The organism is Leptospira vanthielii serovar Holland str. Waz Holland = ATCC 700522 (genome assembly GCF_000332455.1).
Classification (GTDB): domain Bacteria; phylum Spirochaetota; class Leptospiria; order Leptospirales; family Leptospiraceae; genus Leptospira_A; species Leptospira_A vanthielii.
The window spans coordinates 39,856-61,832 of record NZ_AOGY02000031.1; the positions used below are offsets into that span (position 1 = coordinate 39,856).

The following is a 21,977-nucleotide window of genomic DNA, read 5'->3' on the forward strand; positions in this document are numbered from 1 at the left end:
ATGAACTTACTAAAAGAAACCATCTCATTTCTGACTGATAAAAAATTAGTCTCAGCAATACTCTTTTTATTAGTATTGGAATGTTTACTTCAGTTCGGTTTGTACAAACCCTACCTAAAGAAAAATTCCTATGCCTCCAATATCAACCGAGTCACAGAACATGTAGTTTCAAAAAGAGATGTATTGGACCCCGATATTTTGATCGTAGGAACATCTGTAGCTTTTGAAGGAATAAGCATTCGTATGCTTAACGATGAACTAAAAAGGGCTGGATGGAAAACTCAATCCATTGCCGTTCGAGGTTCCGAGCTCGTAGTCCAACATCGAATTTTAGAAGAATATTTAGATAAGTTTCCAAATGTAAAAATCATTCTCCATGTGATGGAACCTGGAATGCCATGGGTCGATAGAAAGTATATTGTGGATCCTACATTAGCGATGTTATCGGAACTAGGGAACTTCAAAGCAATTCCCACAGTTTTAGATTTCGAGTACAATCTGGAGTTTCCAAACTACCTCTACTTGATTTTTAAATCTGTAGCCTATCGCAAGGATTTATCTGATTTGGTTATCAATTTTAACGAAAGGTTAAAGGCAATTTCGAGAAAGAACAAAAATCCGAATTTGAATCCTTGGGATTATGAAAACGATCATCCAGAATCAATTGATGAATACCGACTTACAAGCGTAGATGATTGCCTAAATCGGTTGGCTCTCCACCTTCCTTTAGAAATCCCCAAAGCATCTAATCCTGACCATAGACGTATGTTGTTTGAAACTTGTGGCATTGCAAGTGTTGTCCCACAAGATTCAAATGCCACCGAGGATACAAAAAGATATTTTAGACGGCTGAAGAAAATGTACAACTTCATTGGGAACCGAAACATTCACATCATCAATGTATTTGCACCATATTCCGATGTAATTCGGAAGGTAAACAACGAAGGTAGAATGAAAGTCTGGCATGATGGATTATCAGAAGCACTAACATCTCACCAAAATTTAGATGAAATGGACCTACAAGATTCCCTTGGAGATTCTAACGGGAAATATTGTTTTGATTTAATTCACTTGAATGAAGCAGGAATGAAAGAATTTACTAAAATCCTTGCTAAAAATTTGGAGAAAAAACTTGGGAACCGATGACATCACACTAAGCCAATTACAATCGGAAGTAGATGATTGGATTCAAACCATTGGAGTTAGATATTTTTCTGAACTTACCAATTTGGCAATTCTAATGGAAGAAGTGGGTGAACTTTCTAGGCTTATGGCAAGAAAGTATGGGGATCAATCCTTCAAACCAGGAGAATCCGCTGACGATATCCCAAGTGAGATTGGCGATATTTTATTTGTTCTCACCTGTTTAGCCAACCAAATGGGAATTTCTTTACAAGATGTGATTCAAACAACGATCAAAAAAAATACCAAACGTGACTTGAACCGTCACAAAAATAATCCAAAACTTTAAACAAACTAACCGATGGAAATTCCTGCTTCTCTCCGAATTGCATTCCAATAGGCAGATAAGTGAGCAGGATGAGAATTCATATCGGAGATACAATAATCAAACTTAGTGCGAAAGATAGGATTTGTATCTAATATAGATTCATATTTAGAATAGTCCAAATACATTTCTCGAAAAAACTGTTTCTGCCCCTCAAAATCATAATCTTCACGAAAAAACATATAAGCATGGGCCAAGTCGTGAAGTAAATGTTCAAACGCATCTCGTTTGCCTTCGACCAAACTCCCATTCATAGCATCAATCCAGCTGATAGTAGAATATCTGTAACCATGGCTTTGTGATTCCAACATTTCCAAAGAACTAGGATTATAGTCTATGAGTCGGATATCCCACTCACCTATATGCCATTTCCAGAGTGCAAAACGTACGGTATCTGGCATCCCGTAAAATCGAACTACCTCTAAAAATTCTTTGGATTGATTCCTGTTGGGTAATGGTTTCCCCATCCGCAAAAACGGATGTCTTTTCACTCGGCGTTCTAAGTATAATAATACAATTTGAAAGGTAAGTTGGCTGTCGGATATCTGACCTGTTTCCCAATCAATTTTCAGTGAAATCAAATTTGGAAGAATGGATTCTGCTTCTTTTTTTAATTCTACTTCAGGGATACAGATTTTTTTGAAGGAGCCATAAATACGGCCATTGTCGTGAGGCATAAAGAATTTAATGAGACAGTCCGTAGTATTCCGTTTCTAAATGGAACATCCCTCCAATCTCCCCTCCAAGAAAAAACAAAGTCCCATCCGAAAATTTCACACCACTGTGTTTTGTTACACTATACTTAGCCATACCCATATCAAAGAAATTATTACTTTTTGCATAATCAAGTTTTTCCATAACGCGGCTTGGTTCGCTTGTATTGTATCGGTATCCCCCACCATAAAAAAGAACCCCACCGTCTGGAAGCTCTGATGCAATACTCCACTCCCTTCTAAATTTCGAGTTGGCAACCGTTAAAATTTGATTTCGAGTTCTATCATACAGCATAGTAGAATTGTTTAAATTAGACAGTTGTGCTCCATAAATTAAAACATTCCCATCCACCAACTTCATACACTTCAATGCACCAACAGGAACAGGCAAAGTTGGACCCCAAGAAAAAGTTTGTGTGATAGGATCATAAAACTCAGTTGTATCTTTAGGTGCGAAGATTCCGTCAGTCCCGCCGATTACAAATACTCGGCCATCATCCAGTAACACGGAACAAGAAAACGATCTTGGAGTCATCATCTTATTGGTAAGCTCAGTAAAGGTACCGGTAGCAGGATCATATATCTCGGCAGTATTTAAAGAGAAAAAAGCCAAAGGTGTCATAGGATCAAGCTCATACTCGCGAATACCACCTAACACTATCACCTTTCCATCTTGAAGTTTGACAATATTATGCAAATGTCTTGGACCATTCATACTCCCCGTAGGAGTGAATGTTGTAGTCTCTGTATCAAATATATAACTCGACGTAAGGGCATACGGACCGGGAGCTTGAATCCCACCTGTGATTAGAAGATTTTTTCCGTCCAACATCACCCCACGTTCCCCTCGCGAGATTGTAGGCAAACTAGGGTTAGTCAGAATAAAACTAGATGAACCTTTCCGAAGAATCTCAGCACTAGAAGCAAAACCATAAATTGCGATTATATCACCATTGGCATTTTGGAAGGCATCAAATTCAGACCTACCGTGATGTAAGTTAGGACCTGGCACTAAACCTATGAATTGTACGGTCAGAGAATTCGACACTTCATTCGAAGCATTGTCCTTTGAATTAGAAAACTGCAAGGTAAGTGATCCAGGACTATTCGATGAAAAATTAACTTCGAAATACACTCGGTATGTTGTTTCATTAATCTTTTGAACGGATCGTAGAATGACCGATGGCGCGAGAGAACCACTTAAAATTGGCTGCCCAAAATTTGCTAAAGGTTCAGAAGTCGTAAAGTCCCAATAATGTGCAGAAAAAAAAGTATAATCGGTAATTGGAATATATCCAACCAAAGATACCGTAGGAATTTTAGTATCAACGATGATTGGAAGTTTATCATCTGTAAGAGTCTCCCCTGCATTGGAAACAACTCCAGACAGGATTAGTTCATATTGTCCGTCATCCGTGAGTGGGTCAAATTTCACGAGAAGACGATCACTATCTATCTTAGCAAAACTGATATTTGAAAAAATATCTTGATTGGACTTAGCAAGATACTCTGCATCAATATTTGCAAGATCTCGATTGCATTGCAATAGAACTTGGTCCACGCTCCCAAGCGATTTATTATTTGAATGATTTGCACAACTAAAGGGACTCGAATTAAAAAAAGCGCCGAGAAACAACCCACCAGTTGATTTTTGGTCAAAAGGATTTCCATACTTTGCGGGGAAAATACATCCGATAGTACACAATAAAATAGGAAAAATCAATTTATTCAAAACTGTATTCCTCCGTATTACCAAGGATATCACCAATCCTACCGCCAAGGATCATCCCACCACCAGTAGAAGAGTAACGGATTTCACAACCATCCCAACGAGCATTTAAGGAACGGCTTGTCATATAAAATCGGTTGATTGACTCAGACCAAGACTCTGTATCATGAATTGAATCAAATGTGGCACCGTTTACAGTTCGATACTCTAAACCACCTGCGACAATGAGTTGGTCTTTCCCATAAGGGAAAATAAAAGACGAACCCCACTCCCTTCCAAAAAGTAGATTTTTATGATCTCGAATGGTATCTGTGGTTGGGTTATAAATTTGAGCACGTAACACAGGTTGGGCGAAATCATACCGAGAGTTCACCCCTCCCAAAATCAATATCTCTCCATTCGTAAGTCCGTGAACAAAGTGATTGAATCTTTTGTATAACTTCGCAGTAGATTTAGAGAGAGTCTTTGTATTGATATCATAAACCTCAATGGAATCCAACGCATGTGCGTTAAAATTATTTGCCATAGGACCAAACACATCAGTATGTTCCCCTCCAATGATAATCACTTTACCAGAAATATGCGAGAGAATCTGTGCGTGTTTACCTCTGGAATCAGAAAGATTTCCAATGGTTTCCACTGTCATAGTCGCTGGATCATTTGTGATATGAACCAACTCAACCATCCCAACGGATTGGATCGGCTTAAATGGACTCATCCCTCCAACAACAAGCACATCTCCATTCGGAAGCACGGTCATTTTATGAAATAATCGGGGGGTTGTTAACTGCGGGCCCTCTGTCCAAGTATTCGTAGTTGGGTCATAAACTTCGGTAGAAGTTAACTCATCGTTTGAAGGCCCAACTTTTCCACCTAATCCAGCTGCGGCAAAAATTCTTCCATCAAGGAGTTTGACGGCTTCGAATTCTTGCCTACGATAGACCATCTCAGGTGCAGGAATGAATTGTTTCGAAACAGAATCGTAAAACTCAGCATGGCTCAGTGTTCCATTCCCATTAATCAAAACATCTTTTTTAGCCTTTCCTCCAAAAATTAAACGTCGACCATCATCTAATTCAACACCAACACAAGACCTCCTTGCTACATTTAAGTTAGGTCCACTTCTGAAGGCATAAACGTTTACAGGGACCATCACAGTTCCTTGAGAATTAGAAGCTTTGTCTTTAATGTTCAGAAAGGAAATCGTTAATATACCGCCGCTGGAATTTGGATTTCCAGCAAATAACAAACGTATGTTGCGATCGGAAGTTATTATATCAGAAACCACAAGACTATTTTTAGCAGTCCCAGACAAACTAACTTGAGACAGGTCCCCATCCCATACAATGTCTTCATTGGAAACGATGTCCAAAAACCCCGATTCTAATTCAGAGATATCTATTCCGTTACCTGTTCGAAGTTCAAGAATAGGTGGTTGGGAATCAATTTCAAATTCAAATTTTTCTGGATTTACTAAAAGGGATTCGTTTAGATAATAATCCTTTAAATTGATACTAAACCTTCCACTCGTGATGGATGGGTTCATTCGAATTTCATATAGAAACTTACTACGTGGAATGATTTGTAAAATGGGACTATCGCCGACCCCAGAAATAGGTAATTTTAGCCCTTCAACTTTGGTCGTAAAATCATGGTTAGTTGATACATACATAACCCCACCAGGTTGCACACGATTGGTAGAAAATTCCATGGTAACAACTGGTTCTGAGCCTAAAAGGAGAAGCGCTAAACTTGTTGGGGAGTTTGGATCAAATAAATTATTACCTGTTCCTATCTTACAAGATACAAATAAACCAATGAGGAAGATGGTTCTAATCTTTTCCATACAACTCTACTCTTGTATCAACTAGTGCAGAATCACCAAACACAACAATTCCCTTACTGGTTTGTATTGCTGTATGTTCGGAACGTGCATTCATCATTGTATCGACTATAAAATTTTGTTTCTCAACATGATCATAAAGTTCTAAAATTCCTGATTTATAATAAGTATCCACTCCACCTGTATAAAGAATTTGGGAATTTGAAAAAGTTACGATAGAACTTCCGTTTTTTATTCTACTGGTAAAACCATGGGTTTTCGTAACAGAACTCACTTCATTCCATGACTCAATACTTCGGGAACCCACTCCACTCCCCGTGACACCACCTAAAACCAATCGATCTCCACCGGGCATCGGGATACTTGTCACATTCGACCTGAATGTTGGCATCAGTACAGGTAATGAACTTAAAGTTTGGGTATTAATATCTAAACTATTGATAAGATTTGAATAAACCGCATAAACTAAGAGTCGGTCTTTACCCCCAAAAAACAATATCCTCTGTTTGTTTGCATCATACTCTGCAAATTGGAACAAAGTGTTCATTGGAAAATTAGCTGTGGATGCCAGGAATGTCGAAGTTGCATCCTGAATAGAAATATATTCATGATCATTTGAAATGGCTGTGTGGTCGGTTCCTACTTGGAATTGTCCACCAGAAATCAGTAAGTCACCATTGGATAAACAAACCATCGTATGGCCAGACCTTCGTCTTTGCATTGTTACCGAAAGTTCCGCAACAGTTTGGTTTGTCACATTGATTCGATAAATTCTATCATTGATTTGAGAATCTACGGTTGGATCACCTCGAATGGTTTTTCCACCCGATACATAAACATTTCCAATCTGATCAGTGCAGATTGCCATACCCATCAAACTTTGATTGAGTGGGGGAAGTAAAGTAGACACCCCAACTTCAGGATTAAAAATTTCTACAGTAGGGACTGTGTTTCCCGATATGGAAACCCCTCCTACCAATAGTATTCGTCCATCTAACAAGGCGGTAGTTGTTATTTGACCTTTCGCTTCTGATATTGAACCAATATAACGCGGGTACGGAAATTTGAAATCTAATACTTTACCCGAAAATGAATAATTACCTAATGACTCTGGCCTTTGAATGAATATAGAAATTGGTTCTCTCCATTCTGACCGAGAGGACACAGAAAAAAGTAGGCGAATTTTAGATTCTGATAACGGGAATACATCTCGCATTACCAAATCATCCTTATAGTTTTCTGAAACACGGAAGTGATTTTTCGCAAAATGCGATGCTATAGGTTGGCTTAGATCCAAATCAAGTATTTCTGTTTTTACAAAGGATGGATAATCGTTCGGTTGGTAACGGGATGAAATTTCAACCTGGTCCTGAAAAACTAATGTGGATAAAACCGCAACGGAACTACCAGCAAAAGTAGTCGGATCAAAGATGTTTTGAGAAGAATTCTTTATCTTACAGTGAAAGAGTAATAAAGTTAAGAGTAGACTAAAACTGCATCGCATATCCTAACTTCCCAACCCTGTCGATTCCCATAAGTCCATGGTTTTCCCAATCAAACTCGAGCAAAACACCCGACTTTTCCTTAGGATTGGGTCCCAATAGATAAAAATCAAACACATTTGCTGACCAAAGTATAAGAAGTACGGTAAGAGCTTGGGACAAGTGGGTCCTAGATGACTCCATCCTTTGTCTATATGGCTCAATTAAGTAGTAGTTTAATGCGACAGTCTCTGCTACACGAGCGTTCGGTGGAACGCCAATTGCTGATTCATAGTTTGCTTTATCGCGTCGATAGGTGTTATATTGAAACCCAGCATAAAGAACTCCCAAAGAAAAAATGGACATATAGATTTTCCCTTTCTCTTCTTGCCCTCTCGCATACTGTCCCCAACCCGGGAAAAGGAAGGAGCGGAAGGCATAAGTCGGATTGTAGGGATTGAATAAAGGTGCATCTGCCAGTGATGTCTCTGGATTGACTGCATAGGTTAAAATTGTATCCTCGGATTTCTCCGCATATTCTTTCGTATACGGTTTTTGTAATTTCTGATTGGCCTTTCCCCATTCTCGCAAAGAAGTAATGACATAATTGGATAGTTCGGAATAAGAAACCTCTCCATTGTAGTTGGAATCCGCCCTACCTTCCAATCCATAGATGAGAAACTTAGTAAAGACACCATAACCTGACTTTGGGTCTTCGAAACTGGAATAACCTACCTTAGTCGAATAGAATACAGAAAGAATTTCCGAATCACGAAACGAAGTCTCCACTAAGAACTTTTTGCCCTCTTCTCCTTTGCCATCATCTGGATTTCGGCAAGCATCAATAAAAAAAACAACTCGTTTCAGTTTGTACTTTCGTGTCATCTCGAGGAGTTGTTCTACTGCAATTCCAGACTCAAAGGGAGTTAAGGGATTAGCATCTTCTGGAAGTAAGTAAACCTTATCATTGTAATCAACCACGCCATGACCAGAAAAATAAAACACAAACAAATCGTCTGGATTTGTTTCTTCTAACAATGCTTCAAAATTAGATAAGATATTATACTTGGTCGGAGTTGAATTAGCCGAACCTTCTTGTACTAAAGTTTGGATTCGATTGTAAGAGCCATAACTAAATAAAATCTTGGTCATCCCCAAAGCATCGTTTTTTGCGGTTTTCAAATTACCAAGAGATAAATTCCTATATTCACTAACACCAACAATAAACCCAAACCGCTTGGACCCAGGATCAGCTGCAATTATTACCGGTGTAGTGAAAAATAAGAATATTAGAATTTTTGACTTCATCAATATTATCGTTCGACTGCCAGATCTGCGGCTTGTTTCTCCAAACTTAAAGTATTTTCGCCTACTTTTCTAGCATTAATAACAACTTCTCGGTTGATTTCATCCATTTTTTGAACGACAGCTACCATCTGGTCTTTGTCTCTATTGAGAATTTTAGATTCCTGATCTAGTTCTCGTGAAATTGTTTCAATCAAATCTAGGGACTCCAACACTTCATTATTAATATTCTTTTGAGAATTAATTTTATTCGTCGCCGTTTTAATGACTTCACTCAAAAGCTCATACTTTGATTGCAGTGCTTCGGTTTGTTTGAGAGAAACGGAAGCCAATTCCGTTCCTTCTTGAATGAACCGGTTGGAAGTTGTAATGATTTTTTTAATCTTAGTGGCATTTTCATTCGAGTTCTCTGCTAACTTTGCCACTTCTTGCGCCACAACGGCAAACCCTCGTCCGTGTTCCCCCGCCCTTGCTGCTTCTATCGATGCATTGAGAGCAAGTAAATTGGTTCTGTCTGCAATCTCTGCCATAATATCATTTACTTCACTCACTTCCTTTTGAGATTCATTCACCGAGCGAAGTCTTTCTTCTAGATTCTTAACTGTTCCAGATAATACGTTACTTCTATCTTGAAAGTCACTCATATTAGAATTCAGCTCTTCCACAACGGTTCCAATTTCAGAAATACTAAGTTTAAGTGTATCTGATTTGTGATTTAACAAAGTAATTTGGTTGTGTTGTTTCCCAATATTGTCCACTGAGGTTTGAATACTTTCGGAAAAAGAGGAAACGAACTCCGTCAATTCATGAATCGATCTATCTTGTGATTCAATTTGAAAATTAAAATCTATCGTAATTTCACGAATCGACTTAAGAGTTTTAAATAGTTCAGAACCAACCTGAACCAAGTCACGATTCAAATTGTCTGAGGTAATTCTTTCTTTTTCTGCAATTTTTTGACGGTCTTCCGACTCGTTTTTGATTTCGTTTAATAAATTGAGAACCGCAGATGTTAAATACCCAAAACAAATTAAAAACAGTATTTTGAATACTTCATTAGAAATACCAACCGTACTCTTTTGGCTTTGGAATCCCTCCACCTCTTTAAACTCAACTCCTTGCCCATAACCAATGACAGAAATCAGCACCAAACAAAAAGCGGAATAGTAGGTACTCATCATTAGAGTTCGTTTGGAAAATAAAAATGCAGAATAAACTACATAAAAATAATACAACACATAAAGAGTGGGTGATTTAATTAAGTCCGCAGCAACCCCACTACCACCCATTAGGCCGGAAGCAGTGACTGCAAAAAGAACTGTAATGTCTAAAATGATAAGTGCCTTAGGAAAAAATGGATGTAATTTTTCCTTCTTGAATAGATAGGCCTGAAGACTTCCATACAAAAACATACAAGTAATCCCCACGAGATAACTCGTAGTTTGTAAAGTGGTTGAGGTTTTATAGGAACCGAGGGTTGCGATGATATAGAATCCCGCCAAAAGGAACCTGACCCGATTTACATACACAGGGCCAAGCTCTACCCAAGTTTTTTTGGTTTTTATTGATTCTAAACTAGTTCTCGTCGACATAGGATGATGATCGGGAAAGGAAAGTGAATGGGAAGTGATTTTCTTTTTTTACCCTCTGAAAGCAGAAACTCTCTTGACAAATTATAGTTTGATATTAAACTATTCGATATGGAAACATTTAACCCCAACAGCAATTCCGTGGAAAAAAAACTTCACCCCGCCTCAGAACGTGGGCATGTCAATTTCGGATGGTTGGATAGCCATCATTCCTTTAGTTTTGGTCACTGGTACCATCCCGAAAAAACAAACTTCGGAGCTCTTCGGGTTCTGAACGATGACATAGTCGAACCAAGTATGGGGTTTGGAACACACCCTCACCAAAATATGGAAATAATTTCTATCCCACTCTTTGGGGAGTTGGCTCATAAAGATAGTACAGGTACGAATGGTATCATTCGCACGGGAGACGTACAGATTATGTCTGCCGGTTCAGGAATTATGCACTCGGAGTTCAACCACAGCAGTGAAAAGAAAGTGAACTTTTTGCAAGTTTGGATCCTTCCGAAAGTAGCAGGCATCGAACCAAGGTATGCGCAAAAAACTTTTTCGGAAGTTGGACGTGTGAACCGGTTCCAAACCGTAGTTTCGCCCATTGATGAAGAGGCCGTTTGGATCAACCAAGACGCCTACTTTTCTTTGGCAACTTTAGATCCAGGAAAAGGACTTTCTTATCCAGTTCATGCGCCGGGACAAGGAATCTTTACTTTTCTCATCAGCGGAAAACTGAAAGTAGAAGATACAATCTTAGAACGTAGAGATGCCGTGGGACTTTGGGGGAAAGAGGAATATCAATTTCAGGCAGAAGTGAAATCGGAAATTCTTGTGATTGAAGTTCCCATGAAGTAGAATCAGAAAAGAAGGGGAACACAGTTTGGTTCCCCTTTTCGATTTTACATCTAACGATAGTTATCCTTTGAATCTACAAAGGGAAGATTCAACTAAATTCTGTAAAAATCCCTTAAAACGTATGCCCCATATCCAAATAAAACAATTGGTCTTCTTTGGAATAGGCATAGTCCAGTAAGATCACAGTTGCTTGGTCCCAAACCAACCGTAATCCCACCCCACGTGCGTGTTTATAACCGAGAGCATTCACATCACGTAGTTTGTCCCAAACTCGACCCACATCGTAAAAGGGAACAATACTCAATTGAAGGAACTGGTCCCATAACGAAAAACTCCCCACACGGTAACGTAACTCAATATTATAAAACCCAATGACAGGGCCAAAAAAACGCTCTTACCTAAACCCTCGAAGTGTGTTTTGTCCCCCAAGAGCACCAAACGGACCATCGATGGAAAAAAGATATCGGTATTCAAAAAAAGGAACATTCCCTTCAATTTTTGTGAGTGCCACACGTTGTGCGATCACAAACTCTTCAAAGAGTTTCGGGAATGGTTGGTAAAAGTTCTTCGCTTGGGCAAAATGTCTGATGTAATTAAAATCAGAACCTATCGTTCGTTCCGCTTTATTGATATTGTATTCAATGAGCCATCCTCGATCGGGATCCGGTTCATAATCTCTCGTATCATAGGCAATGCCACCGCGTAAGTAATTTAAATGTCCCCCATTGATACCAATGATTTTCCCTGAATTCGCATCTTCTGTAATTTTGGAACTATCTTCGATTGCCGGAACTTTGATACCCGTTATAGGTTCTCTAGCTTCTGTTGGAGTTCCGTCATACCGCCGAACGATATTTTTTGAAAACTCCACCCCACTCCAAACTCGAAACACCTGGAAAATGGTTTTATCGAGAGAAAATTGCCCATATGTCGTTTCAAATTGGTAGTCATGATAGTGTTGGTTCGATGTGAATTCTTTTCCCGGCCCACGATTTCGTGCATAGGAATTTGCATTTTCAAACTCAGAATAAGTGGCATTGCGATTGATCCGACTTCCATCCAAATTTCTTTCTTTGAAATAGAGTGGCTGTAAACTTTCGGTTCCAACCCCAAAGTACTGATTATAAAAACTAGCATCATGGCCGATATAGGCTTTCAGCCTGTAGGCGGTATCCGCAAAGTAAGGTGCATCCCATACTATATAATTATTTTGTGTTCCCCGATTGGTTCTGTAAATTCCCACATTGAACATATGTTCATAGGGAGTGTATTTGAAGGATGAATCGGATTTAGTTCCGTTATAGAAAATATTGGCGAGGACTCCAAGGCCAGAGCCGTTCACTGCATCATTTCCAAAAAGCGGAAGGCCTGTGGCATACCAACCTTCTTTTTTGTTGGCCAGTTCCTTCTCGTCTAACTTCTTAAACTCACCTATCCATTCCGGTACATCAGATTTTCTTTCTTCTGCATGCAAAGGAATGAAAATCCATGTTGATACAACTACCAACATAGAAATCAGATTCCGAAAGAACATTTGGATTATTTTACTTCGCGGACTTGGATGGTTTCGACTCGATCTTCCCCAGCAATAATGTCAGAAAGGATCACCACTTTTTCTCCCATCTGGAGGTATCCATTATTCACAAGAGTTTGGATGGCAAGTTTGATTGTTTTTTCAGGATCAGAAGAAAAATCGACTCGGTAAGGAATCACTCCCCGAGTAAGCCAGAGTTTCCGTCTAACAGACGTCATGTTTGTAAACGCATGGACGATGGGATATTTAGGATGAAAGGATGCTAAATTATTAGCAGTGATCCCACGACGAGTGATGGCAATGATCGCATGTGCCTGCATCGAATCGGCTAAATTCGCAGCAGAACGGGCCATTTCTTCTTTTTGGTCTTTTGGTTTTCTCTGTGCAGCAAGACCGAGGTTAATTGACATCTCCATACGACGCGCAATTTTATCCAATAGTTCCACACAACGCACAGGGAATTTTCCCATCGCTGTTTCCCCAGATAACATAATGGCATCGGCTTCTTCATAGACAGCATTGGCAACATCCGTTACCTCAGCTCTTGTAGGAGAAGGATTCTGAATCATAGATTCTAACAAGTGCGTTGCGACAATGACACGTTTTCCTTCTTCTTGGCAACGTTTGATGATCCGTCTTTGGACAATGGGAAGTTCTTCGATTTCAATCTCCACTCCCAAATCCCCACGTGCGACCATGATGCCGTCGGACTCTCGAATGATGGCATCTAAGTTTTTTAGACCTTCTTGGTCTTCAATCTTTGCAATGATTTGCGCATGGTGGTTCTTTTCATCAATGATACCACGCAGTTGGATTACATCTTCTTGCGAACGAACAAACGATAAGGCAACAAAATCTATGTCCTCTTCCAGCCCAAAAAGAATATCTTTGAGGTCTTTCGGAGTGATTGAGGGTAAGTTCACACGAATCCCAGGAAGGTTGATATGTTTTCTAGAACCGAGCTTACCACCATCTAACACAGTACAAACGAGTTCGTTTTCACGAATTTCTTGCACTGCTAGATTGATGAGTCCGTTATCGACAGTAACTTTATCGCCAACTTTTAGATCTTTAACAATATCTCTATAGTTTACAAAAACACTTTGTGCTTCTGCTTCCATTCCAGGGATAATATGAAAAGTAAAAGTCTCACTGACTTTTAGATGAAGGTCGTTTTGTACATCTCCCGTTCGAATCTCTGGCCCTTGGGTATCAAGAAGGATAGAAATGGGATGTTTGTGTAATTCATCTTTGTTTAAAGATTTGATAATACGAATGACCTTTCTATGAAACTCATGGTCTCCATGACTCATATTGATCCTTGCGATGTTCATTCCGGCCAAAGCTAAACTTCGGATCATTTCTTTGGAGGCGGTCGCAGGACCAATGGTACAAACGATTTTTGTTTTTCGAGCTCTTAGTTGTTCAATAGCAGGCATAATTTTAAGGTTTCAATCTAGGTAAGATTCTATTCAGAAACTCTAATTGCGATTCCGCAATGTCAAATTTCTCTTGGTTCGGAAATTTTTCGCTTCGTTGGCGGTCACTTTCTGCACTCACTTTATCTAAAAGTTTTTTGCCATACCGCTTTAGGTATCCGGTAGAGATCAGAATCGGCCAGGGGAACTTTTCTCGTTGGTTTCGGACGGGAAAACTATAGATTTCCTTTCCACCAAATTTCTTCAAAAAAAATATCAAATTCTCTTCCGTAAACTTTCCGTTTAATTTAGAAAGTACATACTCTCGGTCCGGAAACACTCCAAACTCCCAAGCTTCATCTAAAATACGAATGATTGCTTCAATGGATTCTTTCCATTTTTTCTCTTCTTCTGGACTTCCTTGTTTGACGGGCTCCGGAGAATCTTCTTCCCCACCATTAAAACCGGCCGTAGAGGCAGCAGTCTGTTGCGACTGTTTGGATTTTTTTTCTGCATCTTTCTCGGCTTCTTCTCGTTCTTTCAAACGAGCCTTTACCAGACGTTCTTTCTCTTGAGATATTTTTTTAACTTTTTGGTTCGCCAAATCTCTATTTAGCTGCTGTTGCAACCTTGCTTTGATCGGAGGGATTTCAAATTTATGAACAACCATACTCCCCATGATCATTCTCCATATTCTAGTAAAAAAAGGTAGGAATTGAAAAAGGCTTTGAGCCTCTATCTCTTCTAACAGTCGTTTGGGACTTTCATCATTCAAATGAAGAGTGACATTCATCTGGTTCAAAACTCTGATCTCTAAATCTGAATGTTTGATTTGAAAAGTTCTTTTCGCCGATTCTATGGCCTGGGGGATACAAGACTTATGGAGGATGAACTCGTTATATATTTTGCTGTCTGCGTATTCTGTATATAAAAGTTCTGGTTGTGAAAGAAGTGTCGCCCGAAACTCATCTGTCAATGGCTCCCCACTCACACGAAGTAAATTGACCTCAACAATACGACCGGCCTCTGCAAGAAAAACCATCAAATCATCGACCTGCTGTTTGCGTTTTTGTTTTTCTTCTCTTTCTTTATCTTTTTCTATAATTTCATTTAAAACCAAACACTCTTCAATAAGAGTTTTTTGGTCTCCGTAAGAATCATTCATATACCCTTTAATCTCTGTTAAAAGATTGCGAGGATTACTCCATGAATCTTCGGTGATTTCACCCATGACCCCTAGATTTTTCAAAGCCGGGTAAATTGTGTTTTTTGTATAATCAATGTATCCATCATACCGATCGGCAATTTCCGATGGCCTGTTATACAAAAATACACTTTTATTGGCAGGCCTTGATGCAGAATCATTGCGAAAGAAAAATAAGATCTTATCATCTACCAATTGTTTCAAGATTGGTTTCAAATGAATGATGATGGTGGCATCCTTTTGTACCTTTGTTTTGTCGTAAGGACATTGGAACAAATTTCCAATTTCGGTGGATGCATACGTATCAAATAACCTGTTGGAATCAACCGCAGCTTTGATGACCTTCCGCATCTTTTCTTTTCCAACATACTTTCTTTTTTCGTTAAACCAACCCTTAATGGCTGCAGTAGAAAGTTCATTGAGTCCAAGTGCATAACGAAATGCAGTTCCCCCATCAGAGGTTGTGGGTCTTGCAAATACGGTATTGTGTTTGATAAAGGTCTTTGGATTTTCAGGATCCCCAGGTTCATTCGGATGGAACTCAAGGACATTCATTTTTCTAATGATGGCAGGATTTTGTTTATAACTAAGATCAATCACATAGTTTTCTGTACGATCACGATCTATCGAACTATCGCGTTCAATTTGTTCTACATTGGGAAGAACTTTGTTTTGTAAAAACTTATCCGTCCATTCAAAGATCACAAGTAAAACTTTGTAGATCCCTTTGTAGGAAAAATCCCCCCGTGAATCCATAGCCTGCACCTTTTGGAGGCAGGCCGTGTAATCCATTACTTTTAATTCCGGGAGGTTTGGATCCAACATGGTTTGGGAGTTCCTTAGTTAAAAAATCCTTTTTGATACAATAACTCAGCATTCAAAATCGCAGCACCTGCTGCACCTCGAATCGTGTTATGCGAAAGTACTACCCATTTCCAATCTAAGATTGGATCTTCCCGAAGCCTTCCGACAACAGTGGTCATTCCCCTACCTGTCTCTAAATCAAGACGTGGTTGGGGCCTATCATTTTCTTCGCGGTAGAGAATAGCCGGATTTGGTGCAAACGGCAATCCCAATTTCTGCGGTTCCCCTTGAAAATCGGCCCAAACCTTAAGAATCTCTTCTTTTTTTGGTTTTTTGTCAAAGGAAACAGAGACACAAACGGTATGTCCGTCAAAAACGGGAACACGATTACAATGAGCTGAAATTTTAAAATCTGCTGATTTGATGATTCCACCTTCTACAGTTCCCAAACATTTCTGCGGTTCGACTTCTGCTTTGTCCTCTTCGCCACCAATATATGGCACTACGTTTCCAAGGATGTCCATAGTAGGAACACCCGGATAACCCGCACCGGAAATGGCCTGCATAGAAAATAACATCACAGACTTAAGTCCAAAGGCATCCATAACAGGTTTCAGTGAAATCGTAACACCCATAATTGTACAATTGGAATTGGTAATGATTTTTCCTTTGGTCTTTTGGAATTGTAAAACATCCAAATGGTGTGCATTCACTTCTGCAGAAAGAATCGGAACATTCGGATCCATTCTATGATTTTTTGAATTAGAAAGAACCATCACTCCCGCTTCAGCGTAAGCAGTTTCTACTTCTCCAGCAATGGATGCATCCAGACCGCTAAACACGAGTTGCACGCCCTTAGTTACTTCAGGATTTGGTAACGAGATGATAATGTCTTTTGCATAAGCCGGGATATCAGATGAAATCTTCCAACGAGATTTCATTACATCACCATACGTTTGGCCGGCACTTTTTTCTGAAGCTGCCAAATGAGTCACCGTGAAATAAGGGTGATTCTCCAAAAGTTGAATGAATCTTTGACCGACGGAACCTGTTGCTCCCAGGACTCCAACTTTGATTTTTTCCATAAAATTCCTTATCTAATGTAAGGATTGAAAAACATCCTATTTCGGAAAGAGATTTCCAATTCTTTTAGCATAAATCGGATTCATTTGCTCCATTCCAATATAGGTAAAGTGATGGAAGTCGGAGAATCCCAACATCGGCAAACTTCGGTGGATGTCCCAATAATAGACAGACCCACCCGCCAAAGACTGTAAATAGGTTAAGTGATCCCGATACCACTGGGAATCTTCATACCAATCAAGAGAGATGGGATTTTCAGGATTGTTGATGAGTAAAAAAGATATATTCCGTTCTCGAAAATGGTCCGCAATTTTTTTGAGATACCGAAAGTGGAAATAAGGCCGAAAGGATTCCCCGCGAATTCTTTCTTTTGCGAGTTTTAAGGCAACTAAGTACCCAATGCCGGGTCGTTTTTCCAACCCTTCTAACAATCGATAGTGAAAGTACTTACGATAGTCTTCCTCTTTCATATTCGTATACCGAAAGTCTTCCGTTCTTGGCTCACGTTCGTACTGGATACCCGATTTTGCCTCTTCCAATCCAAAGGTTTGTTCCAACCGAACTCCCATTGGGTCGAAATGATAGTCGAGATAGGCACCCGTAGCCTCGTTTGCAAACCAGACACGTTCGAGTTTTGCGGTGATTAACTTTTTTTTCTCGAAGAATTGTGAATCCAAATGGAGGTGAACCCATCCCTCTTTGTTTAATACAATCTCCTGTTTGACTGTCCCATTCGAAATTTCCATCCGACAAGGTTTTCCTGCCAAAAGAAAAGAGGTGACCTCTACCCAAAATCCTTTGTTTTTCATTTTTTCTGTAGGGAGAAAACTAAATTGTTGGCCGGTCCATCCGAGCCCATTAATCCCTTCAGGAATAAGAACTCCCGCATAAGCATGATAACTAGTATTACGACCAAAACGATGTTGGACTAAATTTTGCAAATTTTGCAAATATATATCTTTATAACGATAAAAGGAAAACCCAGAGGAAAGCACATAACGAGACCAAGTTTCCCGGTCCATCGAAGAACCAACTTCTTTCAAAGTCTCCCAAGGAAAAACCCACAAAGATTGGGGGGCTTCTCCAAACGTAAGTGCATCTTTCACTACAACAGACTCGTCTACGGAATCATTTCTGCCGTCAGGGAACATGACATACGTTCGGTGGAGTCTATAATCAATAAAATTGACCGGGTATACAACAAGATCCGGCTCCAAAGGGTCCAACCAATTTAGCAGTAAATATACATAGAGTGGACTATTCCCAGCGTAAGCTAAATAAAAAACATCCACATCTAAATCAAAATCCTTCCACAAGGTTTCTTTTAATTTACGGGCATCGATGGAATAGTAAGCAACTGAACTTCCGACAATTATGATTCTCTTTTTTGTTTTGGGAAGATTTCGAATTCTCTCATACTCATATAAAAAATTGAAAAAATGGTTGGTGTTCCAAGGAGATTCGTTCGGCAACCAAAACTGGAGTTTCTTAAAAACCAGGAAGTCTAGGCCAAATAATGAAACCAAAAAGAAACATATAAATAATATCCGTTGTTTCATTTCCTTACCTAGAATACAAAATACACAAAAGGTTTACTGTCGGCCGAAAACAAAACTATCAGAACCATCAAAATTGAGGCCAAAACACCAAAAAAAGCGGTTTTTCCTAATGAATTCTGCCATTTCTCAAACCTACCTAACAACTGCTTGTTGTCAGAAAAATACAAACTCCCTAGTATATGCCCTATGGAAATCACGAAAACACAATAAAGAAAGTTCATCTCCATCGTATAAGGAAGTGAAAAACCATCGTTTTTAACAAAAAGACCCTGTAGGTAGCACAGCGAACTAGCAAAATCGGCACTCCGAAAGAAAATCCAAAGCAAACTCACCACAAAAAAAGTGCCAAGGATTCTAAAGGGCCGCATCCAAGGAAAACTCCATAACCTGTATCCCCGAGCCACTCTTTCTAGGATCAGTAAAATTCCATGACAACTTCCCCAAAAAACAAAGTTCCAAGAGGCACCATGCCAAAGTCCTCCAATGGCCATAACGAGAAATAAATTTCTATATGTAAAAATTGGGCCGATCCTGTTTCCACCGAGCGTAATATATATATATTTTTTTAGCCATTGGGAAAGGGAAATATGCCATCTGGTCCAAAATTCCGAAAATCCATCAGCAAAGTATGGCATCTTAAAATTCTCCGGCAAACGGAACCCAAACAGAAGTGCCGATCCCTGGGCAATGTCAGTATAACCCGAAAAATCACAATAAATCTGTAAAGAATAAGAAAACATACCAATCCAAAGTGCCTTTGTGGAGATATCAGCAGGACGGCTAAAAACAAAATCAGAAGCCTCCGCCAAATGGTCGGCCAGAACCATCTTTTTAAAAAGACCTAGTAGAATGAGAAAAACGGCAAAGAAAACGGGGGTTTTCAAAAAGGGCAGAGGCCTGCGGATTTGCGGCAGAAAAGACTTTGCAGTGACAATGGGGCCCGCGACTAATTGCGGAAAAAACGAAAGAAAAAGCAAATAAGAAAGAAAATTTCGTTCTGGCTCCAAGTCTCTCTGGTATACATCCACAACGTAAGAAATTGACTGGAAGGTGTAAAAAGAAATCCCCACCGGCAAAAGCCAATGGCTCCAAAAATCCGGTTGGGGCGGTACGAAATTGAACATATTTGCCCAATTTTCAGCAATAAAATGACCATATTTAAAGAAAAACAGAATTCCGAGACTATTCCCGAGTGAACTGAATAAAATGAACCGCCGCAACCCAGGATTATTTACGAATCCGAGAATTTTCCCCAGTGAAAAGTCAACAAACGCAACCCAGACTAAAAGCAAAAAGTAGGTGGGATTCCAAAAACAATAGAAAAAAGCACTTATAATAAGCAAATAAATGATTAAACATAAGCGAACAAACTGATAATTATTTGGCAATATTTGCTGAATTCCAATCAAAAGAAGGCGTAATATTTGCCAAACAGCAAAGGAAAGGAAAAGGAAAAGAGAGTAACTTACTGAATTAAAAAGCATATAAGTGATTACTATTAATCAATTATACATTATACTTGCATTTGACTCCGCAATTGGGGCAGGTGCAAGTGACTTCTGCCTTGACTCGGCGCCCTTGCGCACCCTCTACTTTCCCAACAGCCACAAAATCAAAGACTATTCCCTCCGGGACAAAGTGCCCAGAACCATATTTAGCCGTTCCTTCTATCAAGTTGGAGCAGGCGTGGCATTTCACCCTAAGCCGTATCGTTTCCGCCATAATAAAAAGAACGTTGGGCCCAGAGTGGCCCGGTGGCAACCACTATTCAATCTACTGCCATTTTTACATGGGCATGCAGTTTTGCTACACATGACAATTTGGCAGTAGATTGACCCATTTCTAAACAATTACGACTTATACCTTTCCTGGAGCCTGAGATTCCTGTCCCAGGTGATCTTAGGCCTGGACTCCCGGCTAAATGTCGAAATTTGGGCGCTCCAGAGCTGTTCTGTCTAGTCTCCGGGGGAAAAATGCTACCAAATAGAAGAAACAGGACCTTCTTTTTGGAAATAGGGGATTCTTTTTGAATCCTTTAAAAAAGGGAAATTTTTACTGAGATGGCTCAAATTTCTCGCTTATTCTGTCCCAGCAGAACTGCCGAAATCTCGCCACCGAAAGGCGTAAGGGACACGAAGCTCCTGGCTTGCTCCCAAGCTTTCCCTCGAAAAAAGTGGATCAAGATCTCTTTAGAAATTCTGAAGCCGGGTGGCGACTATAGGGCCTATTTGCAATTGCCAATCCATCGCCTGCCCGACACAAGGCATGCCTTAGAATGGTTGCCCATGGGAGAACAGCAGCTGCCCTGACCCGAACAGTCATTCGTAATATAATAAAGATTAGATGGCCAATCTCCGGCGGATAAGTTCCAAATACGTATCCTAGGTAATTGCCTATTTTTAGGCAATTTGGGTGGTTTAAAATCTAAAGAGCTGTAGGGGATTGGTTTCGGGGTTTGAAACTTTATGTAAGTGCTTAAAAATGGTCATTTTTGGTGTAATATCGCCTATGTCCCATAATGCTAGATTTGAATGAAATGGCCCTGTGGTGCGCACAGGGCTGAGTTTTCACAGTGGGACTCTAGAAATTTAAGACTTTTTGGAGCTAGATTTAGAAGAAGGTTTTCCCTTCTTTACAGGGTTTGAGGATTTAGAAGTAGAGCGTTTGGTCTTGGCACTGCTGACAGGCTGTTTTCTTGCTGATTTGAGACTAGAGCGATCACCAGAAGATTTATTCTCTTCCCCTGCCAAAAGGTCACTGGGGACCCTTCCATTCCTCTTGACCATATAGATGAAATGTCGGACGTATTGGGTATATGGCTCATGGATGGCTTTAGGATCGAAGTTTTTCGCGTCCTGGAGGAGCTGGTTGACAAGCGCCAAAGGGAGGTCGTCCTTACTGGTTGCCATAAGAATTTCCAATCGTTTGCAGATCTCCGAGTCATTGACTTCGGTAGAGAGTTTTCGCATAGCATTGAGAAATTTTTGGAAGGCAACTCGCTTCGGCTGAGACATATCCCCAGAAAACCAAAAAGTCCTAGGCTGGCAATCGATTTTACAGAGAAATGCTCTGGTGCATTCTCAAAAACGGATGATGTTTTACAGATTCCTAATGTTTGGATTTGGGAGGATAACCCTATCTCTCTCACGAAACCCTTCTTTAAATTAGAGGTCTCACAGAAAATAGCCAACTCGGGAGCCGACGCATCGGAGGAAACAAAGGCACCTGCTGTTTGGATTTCTGAAGGAAAAGTATCCAGAGAAACAAGTTCCGTTTCCCTCGAAACAGTCACCTCAAGTACCAAACCGTCTCGAAGTTCGATGGGAGTGAGGAGTTCATCGTTCGGGATGATCACAGGG

General features: G+C 39.9%; 16 protein-coding genes and 1 pseudogene. 3 read left to right on the top strand and 14 right to left on the bottom strand.

Going from position 1 to position 21,977, the window contains the following annotated elements; all coding sequences use genetic code 11:
• Both LEP1GSC199_RS06920 and LEP1GSC199_RS06925 read left to right on the top strand, forming a co-directional pair.
• Positions 1-1,146, top strand: coding sequence for a hypothetical protein (locus tag LEP1GSC199_RS06920; protein ID WP_002979541.1), 1,146 nt, complete (start codon positions 1-3; stop codon positions 1,144-1,146).
• The gene (locus LEP1GSC199_RS06925) at positions 1,133-1,471 is read left to right on the top strand and encodes a nucleotide pyrophosphohydrolase (protein WP_002979473.1); all 339 of its coding nucleotides are present in this window, start codon (positions 1,133-1,135) and stop codon (positions 1,469-1,471) included. The genes LEP1GSC199_RS06920 and LEP1GSC199_RS06925 overlap by 14 nt, the downstream gene beginning before the upstream one ends.
• Positions 1,472-1,476: 5 nt before the next feature.
• On the opposite strand, the gene LEP1GSC199_RS06930 is transcribed toward LEP1GSC199_RS06925, so the two are convergent.
• From LEP1GSC199_RS06930 to LEP1GSC199_RS06955, 6 genes are read right to left on the bottom strand one after another with little or no spacing between them, the layout of a single operon-like run.
• The gene (locus LEP1GSC199_RS06930; RefSeq protein ID WP_002979545.1) at positions 1,477-2,184 is read right to left on the bottom strand and encodes a hypothetical protein; all 708 of its coding nucleotides are present in this window, start codon (positions 2,182-2,184) and stop codon (positions 1,477-1,479) included.
• Between the two features lie 7 nt (positions 2,185-2,191).
• Positions 2,192-3,952 carry a Kelch repeat-containing protein gene (locus tag LEP1GSC199_RS06935; protein WP_002979532.1) on the bottom strand — a complete coding sequence of 587 codons (1,761 nt, stop codon included), beginning with the start codon at positions 3,950-3,952 and terminating at the stop codon, positions 2,192-2,194.
• A complete protein-coding gene (locus tag LEP1GSC199_RS06940) occupies positions 3,945-5,795 on the bottom strand; it encodes a Kelch repeat-containing protein (protein ID WP_002979598.1) in 1,851 nt (616 codons plus the stop codon). Before LEP1GSC199_RS06940 ends, LEP1GSC199_RS06935 begins: the two co-directional genes overlap by 8 nt.
• The gene (locus LEP1GSC199_RS06945; protein WP_002979566.1) at positions 5,782-7,296 is read right to left on the bottom strand and encodes a Kelch repeat-containing protein; all 1,515 of its coding nucleotides are present in this window, start codon (positions 7,294-7,296) and stop codon (positions 5,782-5,784) included. The genes LEP1GSC199_RS06940 and LEP1GSC199_RS06945 overlap by 14 nt, the downstream gene beginning before the upstream one ends.
• Positions 7,280-8,581 carry a caspase family protein gene (locus LEP1GSC199_RS06950; protein WP_002979600.1) on the bottom strand — a complete coding sequence of 434 codons (1,302 nt, stop codon included), beginning with the start codon at positions 8,579-8,581 and terminating at the stop codon, positions 7,280-7,282. The genes LEP1GSC199_RS06945 and LEP1GSC199_RS06950 overlap by 17 nt, the downstream gene beginning before the upstream one ends.
• A 5-nt stretch (positions 8,582-8,586) precedes the next feature.
• The gene (locus LEP1GSC199_RS06955) at positions 8,587-10,170 is read right to left on the bottom strand and encodes a methyl-accepting chemotaxis protein (RefSeq protein WP_002979530.1); all 1,584 of its coding nucleotides are present in this window, start codon (positions 10,168-10,170) and stop codon (positions 8,587-8,589) included.
• A gap of 108 nt (positions 10,171-10,278) precedes the next feature.
• Between LEP1GSC199_RS06955 and LEP1GSC199_RS06960 the strand changes: the two genes are divergently transcribed.
• A complete protein-coding gene (locus LEP1GSC199_RS06960) occupies positions 10,279-11,016 on the top strand; it encodes a pirin family protein (protein WP_002979521.1) in 738 nt (245 codons plus the stop codon).
• A gap of 112 nt (positions 11,017-11,128) precedes the next feature.
• Here the strand turns inward: LEP1GSC199_RS06960 and omp85 are convergent.
• The 8 genes and pseudogenes from omp85 to LEP1GSC199_RS21720 form a co-directional block, all read right to left on the bottom strand.
• A pseudogene (omp85, locus tag LEP1GSC199_RS06965) lies at positions 11,129-12,550 on the bottom strand (Omp85 family outer membrane protein).
• A gap of 5 nt (positions 12,551-12,555) precedes the next feature.
• Positions 12,556-13,989, bottom strand: coding sequence for a pyruvate kinase (pyk, locus tag LEP1GSC199_RS06970; protein ID WP_002979477.1), 1,434 nt, complete (start codon positions 13,987-13,989; stop codon positions 12,556-12,558).
• A 4-nt stretch (positions 13,990-13,993) separates the two neighbouring features.
• Positions 13,994-15,997, bottom strand: coding sequence for a hypothetical protein (locus LEP1GSC199_RS06975; protein ID WP_002979508.1), 2,004 nt, complete (start codon positions 15,995-15,997; stop codon positions 13,994-13,996).
• A gap of 14 nt (positions 15,998-16,011) precedes the next feature.
• The gene (gene asd, locus LEP1GSC199_RS06980) at positions 16,012-17,061 is read right to left on the bottom strand and encodes an aspartate-semialdehyde dehydrogenase (RefSeq protein ID WP_002979467.1); all 1,050 of its coding nucleotides are present in this window, start codon (positions 17,059-17,061) and stop codon (positions 16,012-16,014) included.
• A 36-nt stretch (positions 17,062-17,097) separates the two neighbouring features.
• Positions 17,098-18,618 carry a hypothetical protein gene (locus tag LEP1GSC199_RS06985; protein ID WP_002979464.1) on the bottom strand — a complete coding sequence of 507 codons (1,521 nt, stop codon included), beginning with the start codon at positions 18,616-18,618 and terminating at the stop codon, positions 17,098-17,100.
• A gap of 8 nt (positions 18,619-18,626) precedes the next feature.
• Positions 18,627-19,742 (bottom strand): MBOAT family O-acyltransferase, encoded by a 1,116-nt coding sequence (locus LEP1GSC199_RS06990; protein WP_232420691.1) that lies wholly within the window; start codon positions 19,740-19,742, stop codon positions 18,627-18,629.
• 382 nt (positions 19,743-20,124) lie between these two features.
• Complete coding sequence (locus LEP1GSC199_RS21425) at positions 20,125-20,340, bottom strand: hypothetical protein (protein ID WP_083901925.1); 216 nt, start codon at positions 20,338-20,340, stop codon at positions 20,125-20,127.
• 866 nt (positions 20,341-21,206) lie between these two features.
• A complete protein-coding gene (locus LEP1GSC199_RS21720; protein ID WP_083901924.1) occupies positions 21,207-21,632 on the bottom strand; it encodes a phosphatidylinositol phospholipase in 426 nt (141 codons plus the stop codon).
• Positions 21,633-21,977: the final 345 nt, after the last annotated feature.